This window comes from Pseudosulfitobacter sp. SM2401 (genome assembly GCF_042932805.1).
In the GTDB taxonomy this organism is placed as follows: Bacteria; Pseudomonadota; Alphaproteobacteria; order Rhodobacterales; family Rhodobacteraceae; genus Ascidiaceihabitans.
Map to the genome: position 1 here is coordinate 3,628,986 of NZ_CP170633.1, position 22,760 is coordinate 3,651,745.

25 protein-coding genes are annotated in these 22,760 nt (G+C 55.3%); 3 read left to right on the top strand and 22 right to left on the bottom strand.

From position 1 onward, the window contains the following. Window position 1: 1 nt before the first annotated feature. Window positions 2-1,429 carry a sulfotransferase domain-containing protein gene (locus tag ACFIO0_RS17785; protein ID WP_390911731.1) on the top strand — a complete coding sequence of 476 codons (1,428 nt, stop codon included), beginning with the start codon at window positions 2-4 and terminating at the stop codon, window positions 1,427-1,429. Here ACFIO0_RS17785 and ACFIO0_RS17790 read toward each other — a convergent pair. From ACFIO0_RS17790 to ACFIO0_RS17865, 16 genes are all read right to left on the bottom strand, one after another. Then, window positions 1,426-1,890, bottom strand: a complete 465-nt coding sequence (locus tag ACFIO0_RS17790) for a PTS sugar transporter subunit IIA (RefSeq protein ID WP_390911732.1) — start codon at window positions 1,888-1,890, stop codon at window positions 1,426-1,428. The two genes, ACFIO0_RS17785 and ACFIO0_RS17790, sit on opposite strands and share 4 nt — an antisense overlap. Before the next feature lie 41 nt (window positions 1,891-1,931). Further along, a complete protein-coding gene (hpf, locus tag ACFIO0_RS17795) occupies window positions 1,932-2,498 on the bottom strand; it encodes a ribosome hibernation-promoting factor, HPF/YfiA family (RefSeq protein WP_390911733.1) in 567 nt (188 codons plus the stop codon). Window positions 2,499-2,748: 250 nt separating this feature from the next. Then, window positions 2,749-3,507, bottom strand: a complete 759-nt coding sequence (gene lptB, locus ACFIO0_RS17800; protein ID WP_390911734.1) for an LPS export ABC transporter ATP-binding protein — start codon at window positions 3,505-3,507, stop codon at window positions 2,749-2,751. After that, on the bottom strand, window positions 3,507-4,004 hold the full coding sequence (locus ACFIO0_RS17805) for an LptA/OstA family protein (protein WP_390911735.1): 498 nt from the start codon (window positions 4,002-4,004) through the stop codon (window positions 3,507-3,509). The genes lptB and ACFIO0_RS17805 overlap by 1 nt, the downstream gene beginning before the upstream one ends. Beyond that, a complete protein-coding gene (gene lptC / locus ACFIO0_RS17810; protein WP_390911736.1) occupies window positions 4,001-4,600 on the bottom strand; it encodes an LPS export ABC transporter periplasmic protein LptC in 600 nt (199 codons plus the stop codon). The genes ACFIO0_RS17805 and lptC overlap by 4 nt, the downstream gene beginning before the upstream one ends. 3 nt (window positions 4,601-4,603) lie before the next feature. Beyond that, on the bottom strand, window positions 4,604-5,569 hold the full coding sequence (locus tag ACFIO0_RS17815; RefSeq protein ID WP_390911737.1) for a KpsF/GutQ family sugar-phosphate isomerase: 966 nt from the start codon (window positions 5,567-5,569) through the stop codon (window positions 4,604-4,606). Next, window positions 5,566-6,180, bottom strand: a complete 615-nt coding sequence (locus tag ACFIO0_RS17820; RefSeq protein ID WP_390911738.1) for a ribonuclease H-like domain-containing protein — start codon at window positions 6,178-6,180, stop codon at window positions 5,566-5,568. The genes ACFIO0_RS17815 and ACFIO0_RS17820 overlap by 4 nt, the downstream gene beginning before the upstream one ends. A gap of 57 nt (window positions 6,181-6,237) precedes the next feature. Further along, on the bottom strand, window positions 6,238-7,017 hold the full coding sequence (locus ACFIO0_RS17825) for a PaaX family transcriptional regulator C-terminal domain-containing protein (RefSeq protein ID WP_390911739.1): 780 nt from the start codon (window positions 7,015-7,017) through the stop codon (window positions 6,238-6,240). Continuing rightward, window positions 7,018-9,033, bottom strand: a complete 2,016-nt coding sequence (paaZ, locus tag ACFIO0_RS17830; RefSeq protein WP_390911740.1) for a phenylacetic acid degradation bifunctional protein PaaZ — start codon at window positions 9,031-9,033, stop codon at window positions 7,018-7,020. A 10-nt stretch (window positions 9,034-9,043) separates the two neighbouring features. After that, window positions 9,044-10,108 (bottom strand): 2Fe-2S iron-sulfur cluster-binding protein, encoded by a 1,065-nt coding sequence (locus ACFIO0_RS17835; protein ID WP_390911741.1) that lies wholly within the window; start codon window positions 10,106-10,108, stop codon window positions 9,044-9,046. A gap of 4 nt (window positions 10,109-10,112) precedes the next feature. After that, window positions 10,113-10,580: a 1,2-phenylacetyl-CoA epoxidase subunit PaaD gene (gene paaD / locus ACFIO0_RS17840; protein ID WP_390911742.1), complete on the bottom strand. Its 468-nt coding sequence runs from the start codon at window positions 10,578-10,580 to the stop codon at window positions 10,113-10,115. Beyond that, on the bottom strand, window positions 10,574-11,272 hold the full coding sequence (gene paaC / locus ACFIO0_RS17845) for a 1,2-phenylacetyl-CoA epoxidase subunit PaaC (protein WP_390915365.1): 699 nt from the start codon (window positions 11,270-11,272) through the stop codon (window positions 10,574-10,576). The genes paaD and paaC overlap by 7 nt, the downstream gene beginning before the upstream one ends. 26 nt (window positions 11,273-11,298) lie before the next feature. Continuing rightward, window positions 11,299-11,586, bottom strand: coding sequence for a 1,2-phenylacetyl-CoA epoxidase subunit PaaB (gene paaB / locus ACFIO0_RS17850; RefSeq protein WP_390911744.1), 288 nt, complete (start codon window positions 11,584-11,586; stop codon window positions 11,299-11,301). 5 nt (window positions 11,587-11,591) lie between these two features. Continuing rightward, on the bottom strand, window positions 11,592-12,584 hold the full coding sequence (paaA, locus tag ACFIO0_RS17855) for a 1,2-phenylacetyl-CoA epoxidase subunit PaaA (RefSeq protein WP_390911745.1): 993 nt from the start codon (window positions 12,582-12,584) through the stop codon (window positions 11,592-11,594). A gap of 3 nt (window positions 12,585-12,587) precedes the next feature. After that, complete coding sequence (gene pcaF / locus ACFIO0_RS17860) at window positions 12,588-13,790, bottom strand: 3-oxoadipyl-CoA thiolase (RefSeq protein WP_390911746.1); 1,203 nt, start codon at window positions 13,788-13,790, stop codon at window positions 12,588-12,590. Between the two features lie 98 nt (window positions 13,791-13,888). Then, a complete protein-coding gene (locus tag ACFIO0_RS17865) occupies window positions 13,889-14,656 on the bottom strand; it encodes an SDR family oxidoreductase (RefSeq protein WP_390911748.1) in 768 nt (255 codons plus the stop codon). A 73-nt stretch (window positions 14,657-14,729) separates the two neighbouring features. Between ACFIO0_RS17865 and ACFIO0_RS17870 the strand changes: the two genes are divergently transcribed. Beyond that, a complete protein-coding gene (locus ACFIO0_RS17870) occupies window positions 14,730-15,764 on the top strand; it encodes an alcohol dehydrogenase catalytic domain-containing protein (RefSeq protein ID WP_390911749.1) in 1,035 nt (344 codons plus the stop codon). Between the two features lie 47 nt (window positions 15,765-15,811). Next, window positions 15,812-16,651: an EamA family transporter gene (locus ACFIO0_RS17875; RefSeq protein WP_390911750.1), complete on the top strand. Its 840-nt coding sequence runs from the start codon at window positions 15,812-15,814 to the stop codon at window positions 16,649-16,651. Here ACFIO0_RS17875 and ACFIO0_RS17880 read toward each other — a convergent pair. From ACFIO0_RS17880 to ACFIO0_RS17905, 6 genes are read right to left on the bottom strand one after another with little or no spacing between them, the layout of a single operon-like run. Further along, a complete protein-coding gene (locus ACFIO0_RS17880) occupies window positions 16,648-17,238 on the bottom strand; it encodes a LysE family transporter (protein WP_390911751.1) in 591 nt (196 codons plus the stop codon). The genes ACFIO0_RS17875 and ACFIO0_RS17880 overlap by 4 nt on opposite strands. A 6-nt stretch (window positions 17,239-17,244) precedes the next feature. Continuing rightward, window positions 17,245-18,336 (bottom strand): enolase C-terminal domain-like protein, encoded by a 1,092-nt coding sequence (locus ACFIO0_RS17885; protein WP_390911752.1) that lies wholly within the window; start codon window positions 18,334-18,336, stop codon window positions 17,245-17,247. A gap of 1 nt (window position 18,337) precedes the next feature. Continuing rightward, window positions 18,338-19,261, bottom strand: coding sequence for an NAD(P)-dependent oxidoreductase (locus tag ACFIO0_RS17890; RefSeq protein ID WP_390911753.1), 924 nt, complete (start codon window positions 19,259-19,261; stop codon window positions 18,338-18,340). Next, window positions 19,254-20,102, bottom strand: a complete 849-nt coding sequence (locus ACFIO0_RS17895) for a fumarylacetoacetate hydrolase family protein (protein ID WP_390911754.1) — start codon at window positions 20,100-20,102, stop codon at window positions 19,254-19,256. The genes ACFIO0_RS17890 and ACFIO0_RS17895 overlap by 8 nt, the downstream gene beginning before the upstream one ends. 12 nt (window positions 20,103-20,114) lie before the next feature. Then, on the bottom strand, window positions 20,115-21,938 hold the full coding sequence (locus ACFIO0_RS17900) for a dihydroxy-acid dehydratase (protein WP_390911755.1): 1,824 nt from the start codon (window positions 21,936-21,938) through the stop codon (window positions 20,115-20,117). Next, on the bottom strand, window positions 21,935-22,696 hold the full coding sequence (locus ACFIO0_RS17905) for an SDR family oxidoreductase (RefSeq protein WP_390911756.1): 762 nt from the start codon (window positions 22,694-22,696) through the stop codon (window positions 21,935-21,937). Before ACFIO0_RS17905 ends, ACFIO0_RS17900 begins: the two co-directional genes overlap by 4 nt. Between the last annotated feature and the right edge of the window lie 64 nt (window positions 22,697-22,760).

Here is a 22,760-nt window from a genome sequence, read left to right on the forward strand (position 1 = left end):
TATGGCCGGATCTTTTGACTACTTTGTTGTCTTCGCAGAAATGCGGACGGGCTCGAATTTTTTGGAAACGAACCTGAATGCCTTTGACGGCATCGCTTGTCATGGCGAGGCGTTCAATCCTCATTTTTTGGGTTATCCCAAAACGACTAAGATTCTGGGTATCACTCAAGAAACGCGCGATGCTGATCCAATGCGCCTGCTGAAAGAAATCAAAAAGCAACCCGATGCCATGGCTGGTTTTCGTTATTTTCATGACCATGATCCGCGGGTCTTGGACCCTTGTTTGAACGATCCGAAATGCGCCAAAATTATCCTGACGCGTAATCCTTTGGACAGTTACGTTTCATGGAAAATCGCGCAGGAAACCGGCCAATGGAAGCTAACGGATTCCAAGTCACGAAAAGACGGCCAGGCTGACTTTGATGCGGACGAATTTAGCGCCCACCTAGAAGCGTTACAAAGTTTTCAGCTGCAATTATTGAACCGTCTGCAACACAGCGGACAGACAGCCTTTTACATTTCATACGAGGATCTTCAAAGCGTTGAGGTGATGAACGGATTGGCGCGTTATCTGGGTGTGGATGAAGAATTGGAGGCGCTGGACAAGAGTTTAAAGAAACAGAACCCCAGCGCAATTTCCAAAAAGGTGCGCAACTTTCCGCAGATGGAAACGGCTCTATCGGGCCGTGACTTGTTCAATCTAACTCGCACACCGAATTTTGAACCTCGGCGTGGGCCCACGATTCCGACGTATGTGGCGGCTGCAGAGTCTGGTTTGTTATATTTGCCGATGAAAGGTGGCCCGGAAGATCGTGTGTTGGATTGGTTGGCTGCCGTGGACGGCGTGGACCGTGGCGCGCTTCAAAGCAAGTTTTCCCAAAAAGACTTGCGCCAATGGAAGCGAAAGCATCCGGGCCATCGCAGTTTTACTGTTTTGCGTCATCCAGTTGTGCGTGCGCATCATGCATTTTCCAAACATATTCTTGGCACCGGAGAGGATAGTTATTCTGCTTTGCGGCAAACTTTGCGCCGACGTTATGCGCTGCCAATTCCAGAGCAGATGCCAGATGAGTCCTATGATCGCGCAGCGCATCGTTCTGCTTTTGCGGCGTTTCTAGTGTTTCTAAAGGGCAATATTTCCGGTCAGACAGCCATTCGTGTTGACGCTTCATGGTGTACGCAGACCCAAGCCCTTCAGGGATTTGGTGAATTTGCATTGCCTGATCGTGTGATCCGAGAGGATGACTTGGAAACAGAGCTTGCGCAACTGTTGGACAAAATAGGCCATGACAAAGAGGTTTCTGTGGGGGCAGCCACTGGCGATTTGCCGTTCGACCTATCTGGCATTTACGATGCAGAAATAGAAAAGCTGACGCAGGATGTGTACCAGCGAGACTACATGATGTTCGGTTTTGAAAGCTGGCGTTAGGCCGCCTGTGCGGACTGGTTTTCTGCCAGAATCGCGAACAATTTGGTCGGATCTGGATTTGCGCGCAATTTTGCGCAAATTGACGAATCCCGAAGGGTCCGAGACACCAATGCCAATGCCTTGAGGTGTTCAACACCGGCTTGCTCGGGTGCGAACAAAGCAAAAGCAATATCAACCGGCTGACGATCTACGGACGAAAAGTCGATTGGTTTGTCCAACAGAACAAATACACCAAGAACGCTTTCCAGACCTTCGATACGCGCGTGCGGTAAGGCGACGCCGTGGCCAACACCCGTTGGCCCCAGCGCTTCGCGTGCGAGCAAAGCATCGCTGACAACAGCAACATCCAGTCCATAAGCGCTATGCGCCAATTCGCTGATGCTGTGCAACAACCGCTTTTTGCTGGATGCAGAGGTCACGACCTTGACCGCATCCGGTTGTATCAGTTTGGCAAAATTCATTCTGCTCGCACTTCGTTTCGGGCGCGTTCTACGCCAGGGATTTAAGGGTCAATCCATCCGATGTTGCCGTCTTCGCGACGATACACCACGTTAACCCCGTCTTTGCCTTCGTTGCGGAACACCAAGACCGGTGCGCCCGCCAATTCCATCTGCATAACCGCTTCGCCTACGGACAGGGATGGGATGTTGGTTTCCATCTCGGCCACGATAATTGGCTGCAGCGTTTCCGGCTCGACCTCGTCAGAGCTGGCTGTGTCTGAAGCGAGGATATAAGAGGAAGCGCCGAAAAGTTCAACTGGTTGTGAGCGGTCCTTGTGGTGGTCCTTCAAGCGACGCTTGTAGCGACGAAGCTGTTTTTCCATCTTTGCGCTACAGGAATCAAAAGCGGCGTAAATCTCGGTTTCTTTTGCCTTGGCTGACGCATTCAAACCGGTTGAGAGGTGAACCGTAACTTCGCAATTATATTCATGCGCTGATTTTGAAAAAACCACATTCGCGTCTGTCGGTCGGCCGGCGTATTTTTGAACGATGCCGTCTAACTCAGTCTGCACATGCGTTTGCAGAGCCGTGCCAATGTCAATTTGTTTGCCGCTGATTTGATACCGCATTCTTTCTCCATTTATTAGGCGAAAACATAAGCCGGACGGGACCCGGTCGGGTCACGTTCGGTTCGGTCTAGTTTCGCAGGAATGACATTTCAGTTGGTTGTCTAAGGACGGGCCCCGTGATCAGGGCCAAGTCATATTCAAACAGTGACAACAGTTTTGCCATGACCCCATTGAGCCCGATATGACAGGCATGTGTCAATCAAAAGTGGTGCAGGATATCGGGAAATTACGTCAGATTTGACGGACCATCTTAGGAGATGCGAAAATTTTCGCCTAGATAAACGCGGCGTACATTTTCGTTTTGTACGACCTCTTCGGGCGAGCCAGACATAAGAACTTTGCCGTCGTGCAAAATATACGCACGGTCCACAATTTCCAATGTTTCCCGTACGTTATGGTCAGTGATCAGCACGCCGATACCACGTTTTTTCAGATCAGAAACGAGGTGGCGAATATCGCCCACCGAGATAGGATCGACGCCGGCAAACGGCTCGTCCAGCAGCAAGTAGTTGGGGTCTGCGGCTAAACACCGCGCAATTTCTACGCGCCGACGTTCGCCGCCTGAAAGCGCCATGGCAGAAGCACGCCGCAAGTGTTCGATAGAGAATTCTGATAGCAATTCTTCGAGTCGTTCGCGGCGTTTTTGACGGTGCTTGATGGTGATGTCGAGAATAGCGCTGATGTTGTCTTGGACGCTAAGCCCGCGAAAAATGCTCATCTCTTGGGGTAGATATCCGATGCCCAACTGGGCGCGGCGATACATCGGCAAGGTGGTGACATCGGTGCCGTCGACAGTAACTTTGCCACCTTCAGGCGTGACCAAACCGGCAACAGAATAAAACGTCGTGGTTTTGCCGGAACCGTTCGGGCCAAGTAACGCGACAACTTCGCCCCGGTTCAAATGCATCGAAAAATCGCGGATCACGACCTTTTTGCGATAGGATTTACGCAGATGTTCGATGCGCAAGCCAGAGTCGCCGCCGGCAATTTTAAGGTTAGGCTTGGCCACTAGTTTTTGCCGGTGTTCAGGATCGTTTTGACGCGACCCGACATCTGCGCGGTGCCGTCACGTAAGTTCACGGTCATTTTCTCGGATGTCAGCGCACTTGGCCCTTGGGTCAGCAAAACGTCGCCAGTCATCACAATGGTACCCGAATCAATGTCATAATCCGCGCGTTGCGCTTCGGCCGCATCGAGGCCGGATACCAGGGTCACGCCACCGGACGCTTCGAGGCGCGAGATGCCTACGTTTTGGTCGCGATAAACCACCAGCACCTTGGCCGCAGAAAGACGTAAATCGCCTTGGCCAATCAACACATTGCCAACAAAAATAGCGGTTCCATTTGATTGATCGACAGAAAGATTGTCAGCCGTCACCTCGACAGGGGCGGTGGTATCTTGCCGGATTGTGCCAAAAGCGACGTTCGTCCCTTGAGCAAAAACAGGAGCGGCACTGAAAAGAGCCAAACAAAAAACTAAAGGGCGCAAAAGGGTCACAGTTATCATTCTTCTATCATTTGAGGCAGGTATATCAGTTTCACGCCATTAGTAAAAACCAATTGGGCGTTTCCGTTGCTTTCAGGGGCATTCAAGCGCATCGCACCCGCAGTCAAAGTCCCGATTGGGCCAATTGCCGTGACGTCTTTGGGTGATTCTACGCTCAGAGCGGACATTGCGGCGACCAATTTATCTGAGTTAATTTTGTACCCTGATGATGTCGTGATTAGCACGTTACCAGTCAAGACGGATTGGTCTTCGGCCAGATTGACGATCCCTTGGTCGGCAAAAAATACGATTCTTGACCCTGAAGCCAGGTCGATTTGCGCGGAAATATTGTCTGCTTTCGTGTTTCCACTATTTTCTGCGGTGCCCATTTTTGCTGCCGAAAATGAAATTTGATCACCGCCAACAGTTGAACCCGAAAAGAAAGGCCCAGTGATTTGCTGATCGCGCAGCCTGTCTTGAATTTCTGAGTCAGCAAACGGAATTTCCGCTGTGGGATCGATGCTTCGCGATAGCAGAAAAAGGGTCGAAAGCAGACCCAACGCCATCAAAGGTAGCAGCACTTTTAGCCACGCTACCATCCGTGAATAGCGGTCCATTTTCTAGCCCAGCCCGACGCGAAGGCAGTCATGGATGTGCAGCAATCCGGTCGGCGCGCCAGTGTCTTGGGGCACGACAAACAAGCAAGTGATCTTGCGGTCGTTCATGATGTGCACGGCTTTTTCAGCCAGTGATTGGGGTGTGATTGTCGTCGGTGCTTTGGTCATGACGTCTTGGGCGGTAAGCGACAAAAGCCCGTCCATATGCCGGCGCAAATCGCCGTCGGTGACGATCCCGACCAAGGTGCCGTCGTTGTTTACGACGCCAACTACGCCGAACCCTTTTTGGCTGATTTCGATCAGCGCATCGGACATTGGTGTGCCCAAATGCACCAATGGTAGAGCATCGCCCGAGTGCATCAAATCGTTTACCAAACTAAGCTGCGCGCCAAGTTTTCCGCCTGGGTGAAAGTCGCGGAAGTGTTCCGGCGTAAAGGCGCGGTGTTCCATCAAGGCGACGGCAAGCGCGTCACCCATCGCGAGCGTTAGCGTCGTGGATGTGGTCGGCACGACACCTGTTCCGCAGGCCTCGCCCAAGTCTGGCAGTAGCAAAACGATGTCCGATTGTGACCCTAAACTGCTGTTTTCGGCCTTGGTGATCGCAATCAATGGGATGTCAAAGCGGCGGGTGTAGGCGACGAGGTTCGCTAATTCCGGCGCTTCACCCGAATTGGAAATCCCGATCACAATGTCGGCGCTGGTGATCATGCCCAGATCGCCATGGCTTGCCTCAGCTGGGTGCACAAATTGCGCGGGTGTTCCGGTGCTGGCCAAAGTTGCGGCAATTTTGCGCGCGATATGCCCTGATTTTCCGATACCGGTGACGATCACACGACCTTTGGATTCTAGCAGCTTGATCACCGCATCTGCGAACCGGTCATCCAGACTTGCGGCCAAGACGCGCAGGGCGTCAGCCTCAGCTTCGATCACGCGGCGGGCGGTGTCACGGTATGGAGTTTGGGTGCTCATGAGTGCGCAAAAATATCCGTCTCAGGCCAGCCGATCAGATCCAGGTTGGAGCGCATGGGCAAGAAATCAAAACAGGCTTGCGCCACTTCCATGCGACCTTCGCGGATCAACCGCTTGTTCAGTTCGTCACGCAATCTATGCAGGTACAAAACGTCAGATGCGGCGTATTCCAGCTGCGCTTTGGTAAGTTGATCCGCGCCCCAATCACTGGATTGCTGCTGTTTGGAAACATCAACGCTCAGCAATTCTTGAAGCAGGTTTTTCAACCCGTGACGGTCCGTATACGTGCGGATCAAACGGCTGGCGATCTTGGTGCAATAGACCGGTGCAGTCACTGCGCCAAACGCGTTTTGCATCGCCGCAATGTCAAAGCGTCCGAAATGAAACAGCTTTAGCACATCTGGATCAGTTAGCATTTTGCACAGATTGGGCGCGTCGGTCTGGCCCTTTTTGATCTGCACGATATGCGCGTTCCCGTCACCGTTTGACAGCTGCACAACACACAATCGATCGCGGTGAGGGTGCAGGCCCATAGTTTCACAATCGATGGCGACTTCGGGTCCCAGATCAAGCCCGTCGGGCAGGTCGGATATGTAAAGATGATTTGTCATGTCACCGCTATAGCGCGGGTTTGTCCGGTGGAAAAGCACTGGGTTCAAGAACGTGACTTAACCAAGTGCAACTTCGCTGAGCACAGGCCTGGGCAATCGGGTCAAAAGGGACATCACCAAAACCCGGCAATCATGCCCGCGCCAATCGTCTGAATACAACTGCCGTGGTAAATTCGGATGACGCAAAACCAGACGGCGCCAACTGTGCACGATGGCACAACGCAGGACTGCAGCTTGTCTTGGGTTCAGTTTGTGATCTTTGCTCAGCGCCTGATCCAGCTGGATCAATGTGCTGTGCAGCGCGGCATAATCCTGAACAAGATCCTTTGGTTCAAATTGCGCACTTAACCACGCAGGAACGGATGCTGCGGGTAATGCCAGCGTGTCTTTTGGCGGGATGGCATCGCCGGCTCCGACATAAATACGCGGCATAAGCGGGGCAAAGCCGAGCTCTTCCATTGCTTCACGTGACTGCGATGACGTGCTTTCCAACATGACCAATTGCCAGCTTTGAACGATGTCCTGAGGCAACCCGTAGATGCGTGGATTTGCAGCGGCCGAGATTTGACGCCCGTGTTCTGTCAGGCTGTGACGACTGGTGCGTCCATGCTTGGCCGAGATGATCCAATTGTCGTTGCGCAATCGGTGCAGCGCGACGCGCGTCGCTTCGGGTTTGATATGCATGTCTGCCATCAAAGCAGACAAAACGGGCCCATCGATCCCATCACCTTTGTTTTGCGCAAGATCACCAAAAACAGTGACTAACAAGGACCAAACGCGTTGTGGCCCAAGAGTTGTCAGCCGTTCGACTGCCGTATCAAGTGCAAGGTGATCCATCTAGAACGCGTTCATTGTCAGCAGCTCGTATTCGGCTACTTTGTCGTCGTCTTGATTGTGAACATCGACGTGCCAGCGGACCTCGCCGTAGTCGTCGTTGCGCGGCGTTTTTGCCTTGACGGTCAACTGCACATTGATGCTGTCACCGGGCTGTACGGGTTTCATGAAACGCAGGTTATCAAGGCCGGTGTTGGCCAGAACGGGACCCGGATCAGGTTGTACAAATAGACCGGCCGCAAAACTGAGAATGAGGTAACCATGCGCAACACGACCAGGAAAGAACGGGTTCGCTTTGGCTGCGTCTTCGTCCATGTGCCCGTAGAATAAATCGCCGGTGAAATGGGCAAACTTTTCGATATCGTCCAGCGTAATTTCGCGGGCGTCTGTGTGAAGTGTGTCGCCGATTTGCACCTCGTGAAACGTGCGTGTGAACGGGTGCGGCGTGTCGGTTTGCACACTGCCACCGGGCGTCCATTGCCCGCCGATCGCGCTGATGATGTCGGGACTGCCTTGGATTGCGGTGCGCTGCATGTAGTGCATGACGGCCCGTACGCCGCCCAATTCCTCGCCGCCACCTGCGCGCCCGGGTCCGCCGTGCACCATGTGGGGTAATGGGGCACCGTGGCCTGTCGCCTCGGCCATGCTGTCGCGGTTGTTGAAATATAGCCGCCCGTGGAAAGCTGCGGATTGCATCACAATTTCGCGCGCCACATCGCCGTCGCGTGTGATGACAGAGGCCACCAACGATCCCTTGCCTTTGTTCAGCAGCGTGCAGGCGTGCGCCAAATCGCGGTAGGGCATAATGGTCGAAACAGGTCCGAACGCTTCGGTGTCGTGCACATGTTGCGCGTTGTCCGGATCGGCGCAGTGGTACAGCATGGGCGGCAAAAACGCGCCTTTGCTGTCTGACATTGCGTGGTTTTCGGGGTCGCCAAACACGCGCGTGGCCTCTGATCCGATCAGGGCTGCCTTGTCCAAAACGTCGAATTTCTGCGCGTTCGAAACGAGTGCACCCATCTGCGTATTCTTTTCGTGCGGATCCCCAAGCGTGACATTCGCCAGCCTGTCCCGAAGCGCATCTATCGTCGCCTCGCTTGCAGATTGCGGCACAAGGATGCGGCGCACAGCGGTGCATTTTTGGCCCGCTTTTGTGATCATTTCGTGCTGAACTTCTTTGATGAACAGATCAAATTCGGGCGTCCCGGGTAGGGCATCAGGGCCCAGAACCGAAGCGTTCAGGCTATCCTGTTCTGCCGTGAATCGCACCGAGTTTTTCAACAAATTTGCGTTGCCGCGCAGCTTTAGCGCGGTGTTGGCGGACCCCGTGAATGTCACCACGTCCATACAATCCAGATGGTCTAGCATGTCGCCGATGCCACCCGAAACCAGTTGCAGTGCGCCGTCTGGCAAGATGCCGGATTGAAGCATGATCCGCACGCAAGCTTCGGTCACGTAACAGGTCGCGGTGGCCGGTTTTATGATCGCGGGCATGCCACCCAAAAGGGTCGGCGCAAGTTTTTCCAGCATCCCCCAAACGGGGAAATTGAAGGCGTTGATATGCACGGCAACGCCTTGCAACGGCGTGCAAATGTGGTGCCCCATAAATGTGCCTGTGCGCCCCAATTGTTCCAGATCGCCGTCCAGAAACACTTGGTTATCAGGCAGTTCGCGTCGCCCCTTAGAGGCATAGACCAGCATCGTGCCGATCCCGCCATCGACATCGATCACGTGGTCGTTCTGCGTGCCGCCGGAATTGAATGACAAGTCGTACAGTGTTTGCCGGTGGTCGCGCAGGTGCAGCGCCAGCGCCTTTAGCATTCGTGCACGATCGTGAAACGTCATGGCGCGCAAAGTCGGGCCACCAACATCGCGCCCATAGGCGATCATGGCTTGCACATCCAAGGTGTCGTTGCCCGCGTCTGCGATGATTTCGCCGGTGATTGCGGACTGGATCGTGCGCGCGCCTGATCCCGGGGCAACCCACCGACCGGCAGCGTAGGAATGGACGTGCAGCATTTCGTGATCCTTAATGTTGGTCGTAATCGACGACGAGTTTGTCAGACAATGCGTAGCACTGGCAGGTCAGGACATAACCCGCCTCGACCTCGTAATCCTCAAGCGCGTGGTTGGAGAGCATCTCGTATTCGCCTTCGCTGACCTTGGCGATGCAGGTCGAACAAACGCCAGCTTTGCACGCAAACGGCGCATCCAGATTGTTGGCGAGCGCGGCCTCTAGCACGGATTGATCTTTGGGAATGACAAAGCTGTGGGTCGCCCCTTCGATTTTGACGGTTGCCTGTGTGCCTTTGGCGTTTTCACTGCGCGCACTGATCGCCTGTTTGGCCAGTCGCCCTTGTTGACCGGCCCCAAACAGTTCGAATTTGATCTGGGATTTATCCAGCCCATGTGTCGTTAGTGCGTCGACAATCGCCAGCATCATTGGTTCAGGTCCACAGATAAAAGCAGTGTCTATACTTGCAATATTGATCCAGGATTTAAAGAGTGCTGCGCATTTTTCCTGATCGACACGACCGCTGAACAAATCTATGTCTTGGCCGGTTTCAAGCACGTGAATGATGGTCAGCCGACCCATGTAGGTGTTCTTGAGATCCTCCAGTTCCTCGCGGAACATGATCGTGCCAACAGCGCGGTTCGCATAGATCAAGGTAAAGGTGCTATTCGGCTCGCGCGTAAGGACGGTTTTTAGGATCGACAGAACGGGTGTTACACCTGATCCGCCAGCAAATCCAAGGTATGACTTGGCCTTGTTAGGCTCTATTTCTGTATGGAATTTGCCCATAGGCGGCATCGCGTGCAGGGTGTCGCCGACATTCAGTTCTGTGTTGGCAAATGTCGAAAATGCACCGCCATCAACGCGTTTGATTCCGACCTGCAATTTGCCGTCATCCAGCCCCGCGCAGATCGAATAATTGCGCCGCAATTCGGTCCCGTCAAAGTCTTGTTTGAACGTCAGGTACTGCCCTTGGACAAATGCGAAATCATCAGCGTTTTCGGGTTCTAACGTCAGCACAACCGCATCGCGGATCGTGTGGTGAATGTCGGTTACGGTGAGGGGACGGAATTGGGTCATAGGCTCAGATACACTTGAAATAATCGAAGGGTTCCAGACAGTCCGCACAGCGCCATTGTGCTTTGCACGGGGTGGATCCGAACTGGCTGATGCGTTGTACGTCTTTTGATTGGCAGTGTGGGCAACGATCAGGGCCACCGGCAGTTTGTGGTGGCGCAATCCCGTAAGTTTCCAATTTGGAACGCCCTTTTTCAGACAGCCAATCGGTGGTCCATGCAGGCGACAATTGGCGTTTTAGAGACAGGTTTTTGATGCCATGCCCTGTCATCGCCAATTCGATATCGAGGTTGATAATGCTTGTTGCGGGACAGCCCGAATAGGTTGGCGTCACGGTGATTTCCAAAGTGTCTTCTTGCCATTGAACATCACGAATGATCCCCAAATCAACAAGCGAGATCACCGGAATTTCGGGGTCTGGAACATTGTCCAGCCATTCCCAAATCTGCGTAACCGTGGGTTTTTCGACTACCATTTTGCATCCGGGTATGCGCGCGGCAAGGACTGCATGACCGCCAACATATGCCCTAGCGCTTCGGTGTGACGCGCGCCGGTTTTGCCGCCTTTGTGGGTGAATGTGCTGTCGGGTTGAACCAAGGTTGCCTGACCCAGAACATCCAGCAGACGTGCATCAAATGCGGGGCGCAGGGTGCTGGTGTCGATGTGATCGCAATCGTCGTTCAGGAACATTTCCCCGACATAAGGCCACAGCCGATCAAGGGCGTTTTGCATCCGGTTATGGCTTTCCTCGGTTCCATCGCCCAAGGCAATAACCGTGTCGGTCGAGCGTTCCAGATGGTACGTAACTTCCTTCAGTGATTTTTCAGCAATGGCGCTAATTTGTGCGTGATCAGATGCCTTTAGCGCACCCAGCATTTCGAAATGCCATGCGTCGAACAGGAACTGTCGCATCATCGTGTGACCGAAATCGCGGTTGGGTTGTTCGACCAATAGAAGGTTGCGAAAATCCCAAACGTCGCGGTGAAAAGCGAGGCCATCTGCGTCGCGATCACTGCCTTCGATTTCGGCGGCAAGGCCAAGCCAAAGTTGCGTTTGTCCGATCAGATCGAGGGCAATGTTTGCCAGTGCGATATCTTCTTCCAACACGGGCGCGACGCCGCACCATTCTGAAACGCGATGTCCTAAGACGAGGGAATTGTCGCCCATGCGGCAGGCAAATTCGAACAGGTTGCTCACATCGCACCTACGTCATCTGGGATGTCGAAAAACGTCGGATGACGGTACACTTTGTCGTCCGCCGGATCGTACAAATGCCCCTTATCCTCGGGTGAGGACGCGACGATCGCTGAGGATTCGACGGCCCAAATGCTCACGCCTTCTTTGCGACGGGTATAGACGTCGCGCGCGTTCTTGATTGCCATTTCGGCGTCTGGCGCGTGCAGACTGCCGACGTGGCGATGGGACAACCCATGCGCGCCACGAATGAAAATTTCCCAGAGGGGCCATTCTTGTTTGGTCATTTGAACTACTCCGCCGCCAGTTTTGCCGCGCGCTTTTTGTCGGCGTGGGCCATCATGCCGTCGCGCACCCACGCGCCATCGTCCCACGCTTTGTTGCGGGCTTCCATGCGGTTTGCGGCTTCTGGTCCGTTGCCTTTGAGGACATCGAAAAATTCATCCCAGTCAGGTTGTGCGAAATCGTAGCCGCCTTTTTCGTCGTTCCATTTCAGCGTCTCGTCCGGGATCGTCAGCCCTAGGTATTCTGCCTGTGGTGCTGTTTGATCGACAAACAATTGGCGCAACTCGTCATTGCCGTTCATCTTGATCTTCCATGCCATGGATTGCGCAGAATGGACAGAATCCCCATCGGACGGGCCGAACATCATCAGCGATGGCCCCCAGAACCGGTTCAGCGCATCTTGGGCCATGCGCTTTTGCGCAGCAGTGCCGTTTGCCATCTTCATCATGATGTCGAAACCTTGCCGCTGATGAAAGGATTCTTCTTTGCAAATCCGCACCATCGCACGTGCGTAAGGGCCGTAAGATGTGCGTTGCAGTGGTACTTGGTTCATGATCGCAGCGCCATCGACCAACCAGCCAACCGCACCCATATCAGCCCATGTTAGGGTCGGATAATTAAAGATCGAGCTGTATTTCATCCGCCCGTCAAGCAGCATTTCCGTCAGTTCATCCCGGGTCACACCCAGCGTTTCAGCGGCGCAGTAAAGGTACAGGCCGTGCCCTGCTTCGTCTTGTACTTTGGCGAGCAAAATCGCTTTGCGTTCCAGTGTGGGCGCGCGGGTGATCCAGTTGCCTTCGGGCAATTGGCCAACGATTTCAGAGTGCGCGTGTTGCCCGATCTGGCGGATTAAAGTTTTGCGATAGCCCGCTGGCATCCAATCCTTAGGCTCGATCTTGTCACCTGCATTGATGCGTTCCTGAAAGGCGCGTTCTTGGGGGTCCATTTCGTCCAATGATTTGACGCCTTGGCCAGTGGATTTCACCATTTGAGCATACATCGTTCAGACCCTTTCAAGGATAAGTGCAACGCCTTGGCCGACGCCCACGCACATTGTGCACAGCGCGTAGCGACCACCAGTTCGTTGCAGTTGATAGGCGGCCGTCATGACCAATCGCGCGCCCGACATGCCCAGGGGATGACCAATCGCGATGGCCCCACCTTGAGCGTTCACGCGCGGATCATCGTCAGCCACACCCAGGCTGCGCATTGTAGCGAGCCCTTGTGACGCGAAGGCTTCGTTTAACTCAATCACGTCCATTTGGTCGATGGTGAGCCCTGCGCGGTGCAGTACTTTTTCGCATGCCGGGATCGGGCCGATGCCCATCACGCGCGGCGCAACACCTGCGGCATTCATCGCAACGACACGCGCCATTGGCGTGAGGTTGTTCTTGGCGGCAGCGTCTTCTGATGCGAGCAACAGGGCCGCTGCCCCATCGTTCACACCAGACGCATTGCCTGCGGTCACTGTCAAATCAGCGCCATTGATGCCACGCAATTTCGCAAGCCCTTCTGCGGTGGAACCGGGGCGCGGATGTTCATCTGTGTCGACAATCAGTGCATCACCCTTGCGCTGCGGTATCGACACGGGCGCGATTTCCTGCGCAAAGGCACCAGCCTCATGGGCGGCGGCCCAGCGCGCTTGGGACCGCGCTGCAAATGCGTCTTGATCGGCGCGGTTCACGTCATAGTCAGCGGCAACATTGTCGGCGGTTTGCGGCATTGAATCGGTGCCATACTGATCGTGCATTTTGCGGTTCACAAAGCGCCAGCCGATGGTTGTGTCATACATTTGCGGGTCGCGCCCAAAGGCCGAGGTGGCCTTGCCAACGACGAAGGGTGCGCGGCTCATGCTCTCGACTCCGCCTGCGATGACCATGTCGAGATCGCCGGCTTTGATCGCACGTGCGGCCATGCCAACGGCGTCGAGACCGGAGGCGCACAAGCGGTTGACGGTGATGCCCGGCACGTCGACGGGCAGACCAGCGAGCAACGATGCCATGCGCGCGACGTTGCGGTTGTCTTCGCCAGCTTGGTTGGCGCAACCCATGATCACATCATCAAGTCGGGACCAATCGACATCCGGATTGCGCGCCATGAGGGCGGCAATTGGTGCCGCCGCCAAATCGTCAGCACGAACAGAGGATAATCCACCGCCATAACGACCGATGGGTGTGCGCTGCGCGTCACAAATGAATGCCTGCATGTCGAAATCTCCCTTAGTCCAAAAGCATAGGGGAGCCTGCGATTCGACGCAAATAAAACGTTACGAAAAATTTGATCTGAGAGATATTGCGTAACGCGTTAGAGCGACGCAGTGATCCCACCGTCGACGTACAGCGTGTGACCGTTCACAAAACTGGATGCTTTGGAGGATAGGAACACAGCAGCTCCAACCAGTTCATCCACATCACCCCAACGTCCCGCCGGGGTTCGTTTTTCCAGCCAAGACGTGAATTCGGGGTCAGCGACCAATGCTGCGTTCAGTGGCGTGTCAAAATATCCGGGCGCAATCGCGTTGCATTGCAGTCCGTGTTTCGCCCAATCGGTCGCCATGCCCTTGGTCAGGTTGCCAACGGCGCCTTTGGTCGCGGTGTATGGTGCAATTCCAGGCCGCGCTAGCAAGGTTTGAACAGACGCGATGTTGATGATTTTGCCCCGTTTGCGATCAATCATGTGACGCGCAACCGCTTGGCCGACGTGAAAGACCGAGGCGACATTGGTCTGCAACAATTTCTCAAACGCCTCGGGCGGGAAGTCCTGCAATTCGGTGCGGTGCTGCATACCGGCATTGTTGATCAGGATATCGATCGGACCGATGTCATTTTCGAACCGGTCTACCGCGGCGCGCACCCCGTGATGGTCCGTGGCATCAAACGGCAGTTGGTGGACAGTGGCGCCTGTATCCGCAAGCGTTTTGGCAGCAACGTCCAGCTTGGTTGTGTCGCGTCCGTTCAAAACGATTTCGGCACCCGCGCCTGCAAGCCCTTTGGCCAATGCATAGCCGATCCCTTGGCTGGAACCGGTGATCAGGGCGCGTAGGCCAGTCAGGTCAAACATTTGCAGTGTCATGGTTATTTCCCTTGATGCTCGCCCTCAACTATCCCAACGTTCGTCGCAAATGTATAGCGTTGAAAGCGAAACGATGTCCTCAAAAGCTGTTGTCATTCACGATGCCCGCGATCTTAGGGTTGAGCCGTATGAAACGCCGACACCCGCTGCCGGTGAGGTTCTGTTGGACATGAAAGCCGGTGGGATTTGTGGCTCTGACTTGCACTACTACAACCACGGCGGGTTCGGCCCTGTTCGGCTGCGTGAACCGATGGTTTTGGGGCATGAGGTGTCAGGAGTTGTGACGGCTTTGGGTGACGGTGTTGAGGGGTTGGCTGTGGGTCAGTTGGTTGCTGTATCCCCATCGCGCCCTTGTCTAAACTGCGAATACTGCTTGCGAGGGCAGCAAAACCACTGTTTGAACATGCGCTTTTACGGCAGTGCAATGCCGTTCCCGCATATCCAAGGTGCGTTCCGAAATGCGCTGGTTGTGTTGGCCAGTCAATGCGTTGTGGCGGATGGCCTAACCCCCGCACAGGCCGCAATGGCAGAGCCGCTGGCAGTCTGCCTACACGGTGTTGGACAAGCGCCTGACCTTTTGGGAAAAACGGTTTTGGTAACGGGCTGTGGCCCGATCGGAGTCCTTGCCATTATGGCGGCGCGACGGGCAGGGGCCGCTGAAATCATCGCAACCGATCTGTCAGATTACACCCTTTCTGTTGCGCGCGCGTGCGGGGCTGATCTTGGGCTGAACACCAAAACGGACCCCGATGCGCTGGCCCCGTTCAGCGCTGGCAAAGGGCGCATTGATGTGCATCTGGAGTGTTCCGGAGCCGCCGCAGCCTTGACGGCCGGCGTGACGGTTTTGCGCCCCGGTGGCACGTTGGTGCAGCTGGGTATGGGCGGCGACATGACCGTCCCGATGCAATCGATCACGGCCAAAGAAATCACTTTGCGCGGATCGTTTCGGTTTCACCCTGAATTCAGCACAGCGGTGACGTTGATGCAGAAGGGGCTGATTGATGTCGACCCGTTAATCACGCACAGTTTTGATCTAAAAGACGTGGTGGCCGCATTTGAGATGGCCAGTGATCGTTCGCAGGCGATGAAGGTTCAGATAACCTTTTGAGAGTACAGTCAGACCGTGTCGCATTTTACCGATTGGAAAACGCCTAAATGATTTCGCTTGGATTGGGACTAGTCGCTGCGTTGGCGTGGGGCATTCATGACGTGTGTGTGCGCTATGTTAGCCAACGCACGGGGATTGTGGCAGCGCTTTTGACGGTTCTGGTGTTAGGCAGTTTTCTAGCTGTCCCAGTGGCTTTCGTGTTTTCGGATGCCCAGATGACAACGGGCAACATCGTACGCGCGGTCGTCGCGGGCGTGGCATTTGCCGTCGCCGGATTGGCGTTGTACCACGCGTTTTCGATAGGGCCAGTGCGGCTGGTCGCGCCGATTATCGGGGCCTATCCAATCCTGTCTGTCGGGTGGGCTGCGATCAATGGCGCGTCGGTCGATGTGTTTCAGTGGATTGCGGTGTTGCTGGTGATTGCTGGTGTGGGGTTTGTTGCAGGTTCATCGGGTTCTTCTGAGGATAATTCACAGCGTCCGGCCGCAATCAAGTGGTCGCTGATGGCCTGCGTCGGTTTTGCGTTGTCGTTTGCGATTGCCCATTATGCGACAACTGAAGGCACGGAATTCAGCGTCAATGCTGTGTCGCGCTTGACCGCAGTTGTTTGTATCTTCGGGTATGCGTTGTTTACCCGTTCGGTCATGTTGCCCGCTCGATCGCAGCTGCCGTTGTTGGCGTTGATGGGTGCGCTGGACTGTTTGGCGCTGGGCGCAGTTGTCTATGCCGGTACGCAAACCAACCCTGAATATTCTGCTGTTGGTGCCTCTAGCTTTGGAATGATCACTGTCATTCTGGCGTCGCTTTTCTTGCGCGAAAAAATGACCAATGCCCAATGGGTGGGCGTCGCTGTAGTGTTCAGCGCCATCGCGTATTTGGCGTTTTAAAGGCTGGAAAAAAGCGCGAGGCCCACAACCAAAAGCATCGCGCAGGCCATCGCAATGTTGATCGCACGCTGCGTGCTCGCGCCCAAATTCAATTGACGCAAACGTACGCCTGCAAATAGCCACAACACGTGCAAGGGCGTCCAGATCAGGCTGTAAATTAGGATTTTTACAGTCACTTCGAACAAGAAGGCATCGGGAAACATCGCGAAACCCGAGAACAATGTTGTGGTTACGACGTATGCTTTTGGATTGATCGGTTGCAGGGCCAGCCCGTTCCAAAACCCGAGCGGTTTGGTCGGATCAATGAACCCAATGCGCGCGCCGGCGGTCGCGATCCGCCACGCAAGAAACAAAAGGTACCCAACAGACGCCAGTAGCAAAACCGTGCGCAGCCAAGGGATGGCAAGACCGGCCGCCGCGATCCCTGACAACACCAAAATCATCACGATGAACCCGCCGACATACAGCCCACCAATGAACGCGAGGCCGTGGCGATAGCCGTACGCCGCACCAATTCCGGCAGTCGTCAAAACACCTGGTCCGGGCGTGATGATCAAAAAGAAAACGGCGGCGATAAATTCAATCATGAGCAGTCATAAAGCCACTTCGAAATCTGCGATCCGGTCCCAGTCAAATTCGACACCGATTCCGTGGGTGTCCGGCGCGACGGCGCGCTGGTTTTCAATCACGAGGGGCCGTTTTGTGTAGCGATCAATAGGAAAGCTGTGGACCTCTAGCCAGCCGCCATGCTCTTGCGCAGACACCAACGAAACGTGCAATTCCTGCATACCGTGGCTGCACACTGGCACACCCGATCCGCGCGTCAATTCCGCAACCTGCAACCACCCCGTGATACCGCCACAGTTCGACGCATCCGGCTGAATGAACCCGAGATTTGATTGCTCCATAGCCATTTCGAATTCGTGGATCGTGTGCAGATTTTCACCCATTGCAGTGGCCATGCCAGTGGCCTTGGTGATCTCTGCGTAGCCCGAATAGTGATCGGGAATAATCGGTTCCTCGAACCACATTATGTCTTGGTCTTTGACGGCATTCGCGAGCGAAATAGCCTGTGGCACAGTCATCGAATAATTCGCGTCGATCATGAATTTCGCATCCGGCCCGATCTGCGCGCGCACGGCACGGATGCGGTCGATGTCTTCTGCCTCAGTCGGCTGGCCGATTTTGATTTTGACAGCATTGAGCCCTGCGTCCAGATAGCTTTGCACGTGGGTCAGCAGCTTTGGCAAGGGATAGGCCAAATCGATACCGCCGCCATAGGCATCGCAGGTTTTACCGGCACCACCTGCCATCTGCCACAGCGGTTTTCCGGCAGCTTTACAACGCAAATCCCACAAGGCGATATCAACGGCAGAGATCGCAAAACTCAGCACGCCACCACGCCCGACATAGTGCATGTGCCACTGCATTCCGTCGTACAGCGCCTCGATATTCGTAGCGTTCTGACCGATCAGCCACGGGGCAAGATCGCGATCAATCATAACCGCAATCGATTCACCGCCGCGCCCACCGGTGTAGGTATAGCCGGTGCCTGTACTGCCGTCTTCCAGCGTCACGGTGGCGGTGATCAGGTGAAAATGACTGTGATCACCGTGTTTGGCGTCCACCAAAACTTCGTCCAACGGCACGTTGAACAGGCGGGCTTTGACGGACGCGACCTGCACCCTACATTCCTGCGCATTCGGGAACGGCTGTTACGACTGTCCCGTCTTTTAGATGCTGCAACAGGTTGTCGACGGTCAAACCGCCCATCGCCGTGCGGGTTTCATGGGTGGCGCTGCCGACGTGGGGCAACAGGGTTACATTTGGCAGCGCACGCAAGCGTTCGGGCACGTGGGGCTCGCCCTCAAAGACGTCCAGACCGGCCCACCCAAGCGCGCCGGTTTCCAATGCTTCGATCAGTGCTGTTTCATCAACAACAGACCCACGCGAGACGTTGATCAGCGTGCCGTTTGATCCCAATGCGTTCATGACTTCTGCGTTGACGATCTTGTTCGTGGACGGCCCGCCGGGGGTGATGCAGATGATCACATCGCTGTCGTGCGCCATCGCCAAAAGACTGTCGTAGTAAGTGTACGCGACGTCCTTTTTGGTGCGCGAATGGTAGAGGATATTGGTGCCCCAAGGGGCCAGTTTATCCGCAATCGCTTGACCAATCCGACCTAACCCAAGGATGCCCACGGTTTGGTTGTCAGCAGAGCGGGTCAGCGGCGCGCCGCCGTTAGTTTCCCAGTCGCCCGATCGCACGTAGGCATCATCGCGCAGCACTTCGCGGTAGCACGACAGCATCAGCAAAATCGCGGTGGTTGCGACCTCTTGGTTCAAGACGTTTGGCGTGTGTGTCACGACGATGCCGCGGCGCACTGCCTCGGTTGCGTCGATCGCATCGTACCCGACGCCGTAGCCGCTGATGACCTTGAGGTTGGGTAGCGACGCCATCAGATCCGGGTTCACACCGTCATGGCCATTTGTGACGACATGGGTGATTTTGTCGGCAGGAAAATCGGCCAGCTGGTGGATGGTAAACGCAGCCTCAAGTCGCGCTTTCATAGCGTCGGTTATTCCGCCGATTTGCAAAAGATCAGGCATCTTGATCGACCTTTTGTTGTTGGTGGCCAAGTCCTTCGATTTTCAAATCCATCACGTCACCCTTTTTCAGGAAAACCGGGGTGGGTTTGATACCTAGTCCAACGCCGGGGGGCGTACCGGTCGTAATTACGTCACCGGGGTGCAGCGTCATCAGCGACGACAGATGTTCGATGATTTCAGCTACGGTAAAGATCATCGTGGCGGTGCTGCCTGTCTGCATACGTTTGCCGTTCACGTCCAAAGACATGGCTAGATTTTGCGGGTCCGCGACCTCATCCCGTGTCACCAACCACGGGCCAGTGGGGCCAAATGTGTCGCAGGATTTGCCCTTGGTCCATTGCCCCGTCAGATTCGCCTGATAGTGGCGTTCGGACACATCGTTGACGATGCAATAGCCGGCCACGTGATCCAGCGCGTTCTCTTTTGAAACGTATTTTGCCTTGGTGCCGATGACGACGCCCAGTTCGACTTCCCAATCGGTTTTTTCGGATCCGCGCGGCATGACCACATCGTCATACGCGCCGACGATGGCCGAGTTGGCCTTGAAAAACAGGATCGGGTGTTTGGGGATTTCGGCACCCGTTTCAGCGGCGTGATCCGAGTAGTTCAATCCGATGCAAAGGAATTTTCCGATGTTACCGACGCAGGCCCCGATGCGCTGTTCGCCGTCGATGATTGGCAGGCTTTCTACATCAATTGCACGCAGCTTTTCGAGTGCTGCATCGCCCAGCATATCACCGTTGATGTCACTGACGTGTGCGGACAAATCGCGCAACAGGCCTGCGCCATCCAACATGCCGGGTTTTTCTGCGCCAATGGCTCCGTAGCGTACAAGTTTCATGTGTTTCGTCCTTTAATGGTTGTCGCGTGGCATGTGCGTGCGTGCGATATCTTGGTATTCGGTTGAGCCTTTGAGGGTCATGCCCTCATCAAAGCGGCCGACTTTTTCGCGGAACAGTTCTTGCCACGGGGTTTGGTTTGCAGGGGCGTCATAGCCGCCGTTGGCTGCCAGCGTTCGCGCGCGATCTGCCAGTTCGTCCAGCGGCACCAGCATGTTGGCGGATCGTTTGCCCAGATCAATGCGGACGCGATCGCCGGTTTGCAATAACGCGAGCCCACCACCGTCCGCGGCCTCGGGTGAGGCGTTCAAAATCGAGGGCGAACCGGAGGTTCCGGACTGGCGGCCATCCCCGATGCACGGCAATGCCTCGATCCCTTTTTTGATCAAATAGGACGGCGGGCGCATGTTTACGACCTCGGCCCCGCCGGGATACCCTTTGGGCCCCGCGCCGCGCATGAACAGCACGCAATCTTGGTCGATATTCTCGGCTGGATCATCGATGCGGTGGTGGAAATCTTCGGGTCCGTCAAAGACCACTGCGCGGCCCTCGAACGCTTCGGGGTCGTCGGGGTTTGACAGATACGTCGCACGGAAGGCGTCGGAGATCACCGAGGTTTTCATGATCGCGCTTTCGAACAAATTGCCTGACAGGTTGATGAACCCTGCGTGTGCTTTCATCGGGGTTGCAGCGGTTTTGATCACGTCGTCATTCAGGGTCCGGGCCGCGCCACAATTGTCGCCCATGCTTTGCCCGTTTGCAGTGATCGCGCCGGGATGGGGCAACAGATCGGCGGCGATCAATTCGCCCACAACGGCAGGGACGCCGCCAGCTTGTTGGTAATCTTCGCCCAGATATTTTCCGGCAGGTTGCATGTTGACAAGCAAAGGAATGTGGTGTCCGACCGCTTGCCAATCGTCGTTGTCCAGCGGCACGCCGAGGTGGCGCGCGATGCCGTTCAGGTGGATCGGCGCGTTGGTCGACCCGCCGATGGCAGAGTTGATGACGATCGCGTTTTCAAACGCTTCACGCGTCATGATGTCGGTCGGGCGCAGGTCTTCCCACACCATGTCGACGATGCGTTTTCCGGTCTCGTAACTGATCTGGCCACGCTCGCGGTAAGGCGCTGGAATGGCGGCGGAACCGGGCAGTTGCATGCCCAACGCCTCGGCCAGCGAATTCATCGTGGTCGCCGTGCCCATCGTGTTGCAATACCCGACAGATGGGGAAGAGGCGGCGGCGATATCCATGAATTCGTCGTCATCAATTTCGCCAGCGGCCAGCAGTTCGCGCGCCTTCCAAATGACGGTGCCAGAGCCTGCGCGTTCGCCTTTCCACCAGCCGTTTAGCATTGGCCCGACGGACAATGCGATGGCGGGAATGTTGACCGTAGCAGCAGCCATTAAAAGGGCCGGCGTCGTCTTGTCACACCCGATGTTCAGCACGACGCCGTCCAACGGATAACCGAAAAGGGTTTCGACCAAAGACAGGTAAGCAAGGTTGCGATCCAACATCGCTGTCGGGCGCTTGCCGGTTTCTTGGATCGGGTGCACGGGCACTTCGATACACGTACCGCCAGCGGCGATAATGCCGTCGCGCACGCGCTTGGTCAGTTCGATGTGGTGACGGTTACAAGGCGACAGATCACTGCCGGTTTGCGCGATGCCGATGATCGGTTTGCCCGATTGCAGTTCCTCGCGCGTCAGCCCGTAGTTCAGGTAGCGTTCAAGATACAGCGCGGTCATTTCGCGATTGTCTTTGTTCATGAACCATTTGCGCGAACGCAGGTCTTCGACGCCAATTCGTGCCTTGGGTGTGACGCTAATTTTGCTCGTCATTGGCCGCTCCAACCTCCGTCGATGATATGGGGATGACCTGTGGTGAAACCTGATTCATCACTGGCCAGATACACCACCAGGGCGGCGATTTCTTCGGCGGTGGCGACGCGACCCATGGGCTGGCGCGCGACAAATTGCGCCAAAGCCTCGTCGTAGCTGCCGAGCTGTTCACCAAGGGCTGTGACGCGGTCGTGCCAACTGGGGGATTCGACGGTGCCGGGGCAGATGCAATTGCAGCGAATACCTTGCTTGATGTAATCGATGGCCACTGATTTGGTGAGACCCACAATGGCCGCTTTGGTCATGCCGTATGCGAAACGGTTGGGTGCGCCAATGACAGATCCGGCGGCCGAGGACATGTTGATAATCGACCCGCCGCCACCTTCGATCATGGCGGGCAATGCGGCCTGGATAGTGCGCACCATCGAACGGACATTCAGGTCAAAAGCAAAGTCGATTTCATCGCTCGTGGCATCCTGAATTGTGCCGTGATGCACAAAGCCCGCACAGTTGAACAAAACGTCCGGATTGGCCCGCTGCACGCCTGCTTGCACGCTCTCTTCGTTCAGCACATCAAGTTCGAAAATTTCAATATTTTCGTGATTCGCATCCCGAATCGAGGATAACGCATCCATGTTTATATCGGTTGCATAGACCTGCGCACCCTCTGCGGCCATCGCCAATGCACTGGCCCGACCGATCCCTTGACCGGCCGCTGTCACCAGCGCGCGTTTCCCACTAAGTCTTTTTCCAGTCACACTAATTTCCCATTTTCTTAGCTGTACCTTCGCCCCGCATGACGGATGAAAAGGATGTGGTTTC

Bases quoted from the DNA above. Each gene is read 5' to 3' on its own strand.
- hpf (WP_390911733.1), bottom strand. From the start codon at position 2,498: ATGCGGTATCAAATCAGCGGCAAACAAATTGACATTGGCACGGCTCTG.
- ACFIO0_RS17835 (WP_390911741.1), bottom strand. From the start codon at position 10,108: ATGACCCAATTCCGTCCCCTCACCGTAACCGACATTCACCACACGATC.
- ACFIO0_RS17820 (WP_390911738.1), bottom strand. From the start codon at position 6,180: ATGACAAATCATCTTTACATATCCGACCTGCCCGACGGGCTTGATCTG.
- ACFIO0_RS17825 (WP_390911739.1), bottom strand. From the start codon at position 7,017: ATGGATCACCTTGCACTTGATACGGCAGTCGAACGGCTGACAACTCTT.
- pcaF (WP_390911746.1), bottom strand. From the start codon at position 13,790: ATGCAGGCATTCATTTGTGACGCGCAGCGCACACCCATCGGTCGTTAT.
- paaD (WP_390911742.1), bottom strand. From the start codon at position 10,580: ATGGTAGTCGAAAAACCCACGGTTACGCAGATTTGGGAATGGCTGGAC.
- ACFIO0_RS17890 (WP_390911753.1), bottom strand. From the start codon at position 19,261: ATGCCTGATCTTTTGCAAATCGGCGGAATAACCGACGCTATGAAAGCG.
- paaZ (WP_390911740.1), bottom strand. From the start codon at position 9,033: ATGCTGCACGTCCATTCCTACGCTGCCGGTCGGTGGGTTGCCCCGGGA.
- paaA (WP_390911745.1), bottom strand. From the start codon at position 12,584: ATGTATGCTCAAATGGTGAAATCCACTGGCCAAGGCGTCAAATCATTG.
- ACFIO0_RS17805 (WP_390911735.1), bottom strand. From the start codon at position 4,004: ATGATAACTGTGACCCTTTTGCGCCCTTTAGTTTTTTGTTTGGCTCTT.
- ACFIO0_RS17870 (WP_390911749.1), top strand. From the start codon at position 14,730: ATGTCCTCAAAAGCTGTTGTCATTCACGATGCCCGCGATCTTAGGGTT.
- ACFIO0_RS17865 (WP_390911748.1), bottom strand. From the start codon at position 14,656: ATGACACTGCAAATGTTTGACCTGACTGGCCTACGCGCCCTGATCACC.
- lptC (WP_390911736.1), bottom strand. From the start codon at position 4,600: ATGGACCGCTATTCACGGATGGTAGCGTGGCTAAAAGTGCTGCTACCT.
- ACFIO0_RS17815 (WP_390911737.1), bottom strand. From the start codon at position 5,569: ATGAGCACCCAAACTCCATACCGTGACACCGCCCGCCGCGTGATCGAA.
- ACFIO0_RS17790 (WP_390911732.1), bottom strand. From the start codon at position 1,890: ATGAATTTTGCCAAACTGATACAACCGGATGCGGTCAAGGTCGTGACC.
- ACFIO0_RS17880 (WP_390911751.1), bottom strand. From the start codon at position 17,238: ATGATTGAATTTATCGCCGCCGTTTTCTTTTTGATCATCACGCCCGGA.
- ACFIO0_RS17900 (WP_390911755.1), bottom strand. From the start codon at position 21,938: ATGACGAGCAAAATTAGCGTCACACCCAAGGCACGAATTGGCGTCGAA.
- ACFIO0_RS17785 (WP_390911731.1), top strand. From the start codon at position 2: ATGGCCGGATCTTTTGACTACTTTGTTGTCTTCGCAGAAATGCGGACG.
- ACFIO0_RS17895 (WP_390911754.1), bottom strand. From the start codon at position 20,102: ATGAAACTTGTACGCTACGGAGCCATTGGCGCAGAAAAACCCGGCATG.
- paaC (WP_390915365.1), bottom strand. From the start codon at position 11,272: ATGGGCGACAATTCCCTCGTCTTAGGACATCGCGTTTCAGAATGGTGC.
- ACFIO0_RS17875 (WP_390911750.1), top strand. From the start codon at position 15,812: ATGATTTCGCTTGGATTGGGACTAGTCGCTGCGTTGGCGTGGGGCATT.
- paaB (WP_390911744.1), bottom strand. From the start codon at position 11,586: ATGACCAAACAAGAATGGCCCCTCTGGGAAATTTTCATTCGTGGCGCG.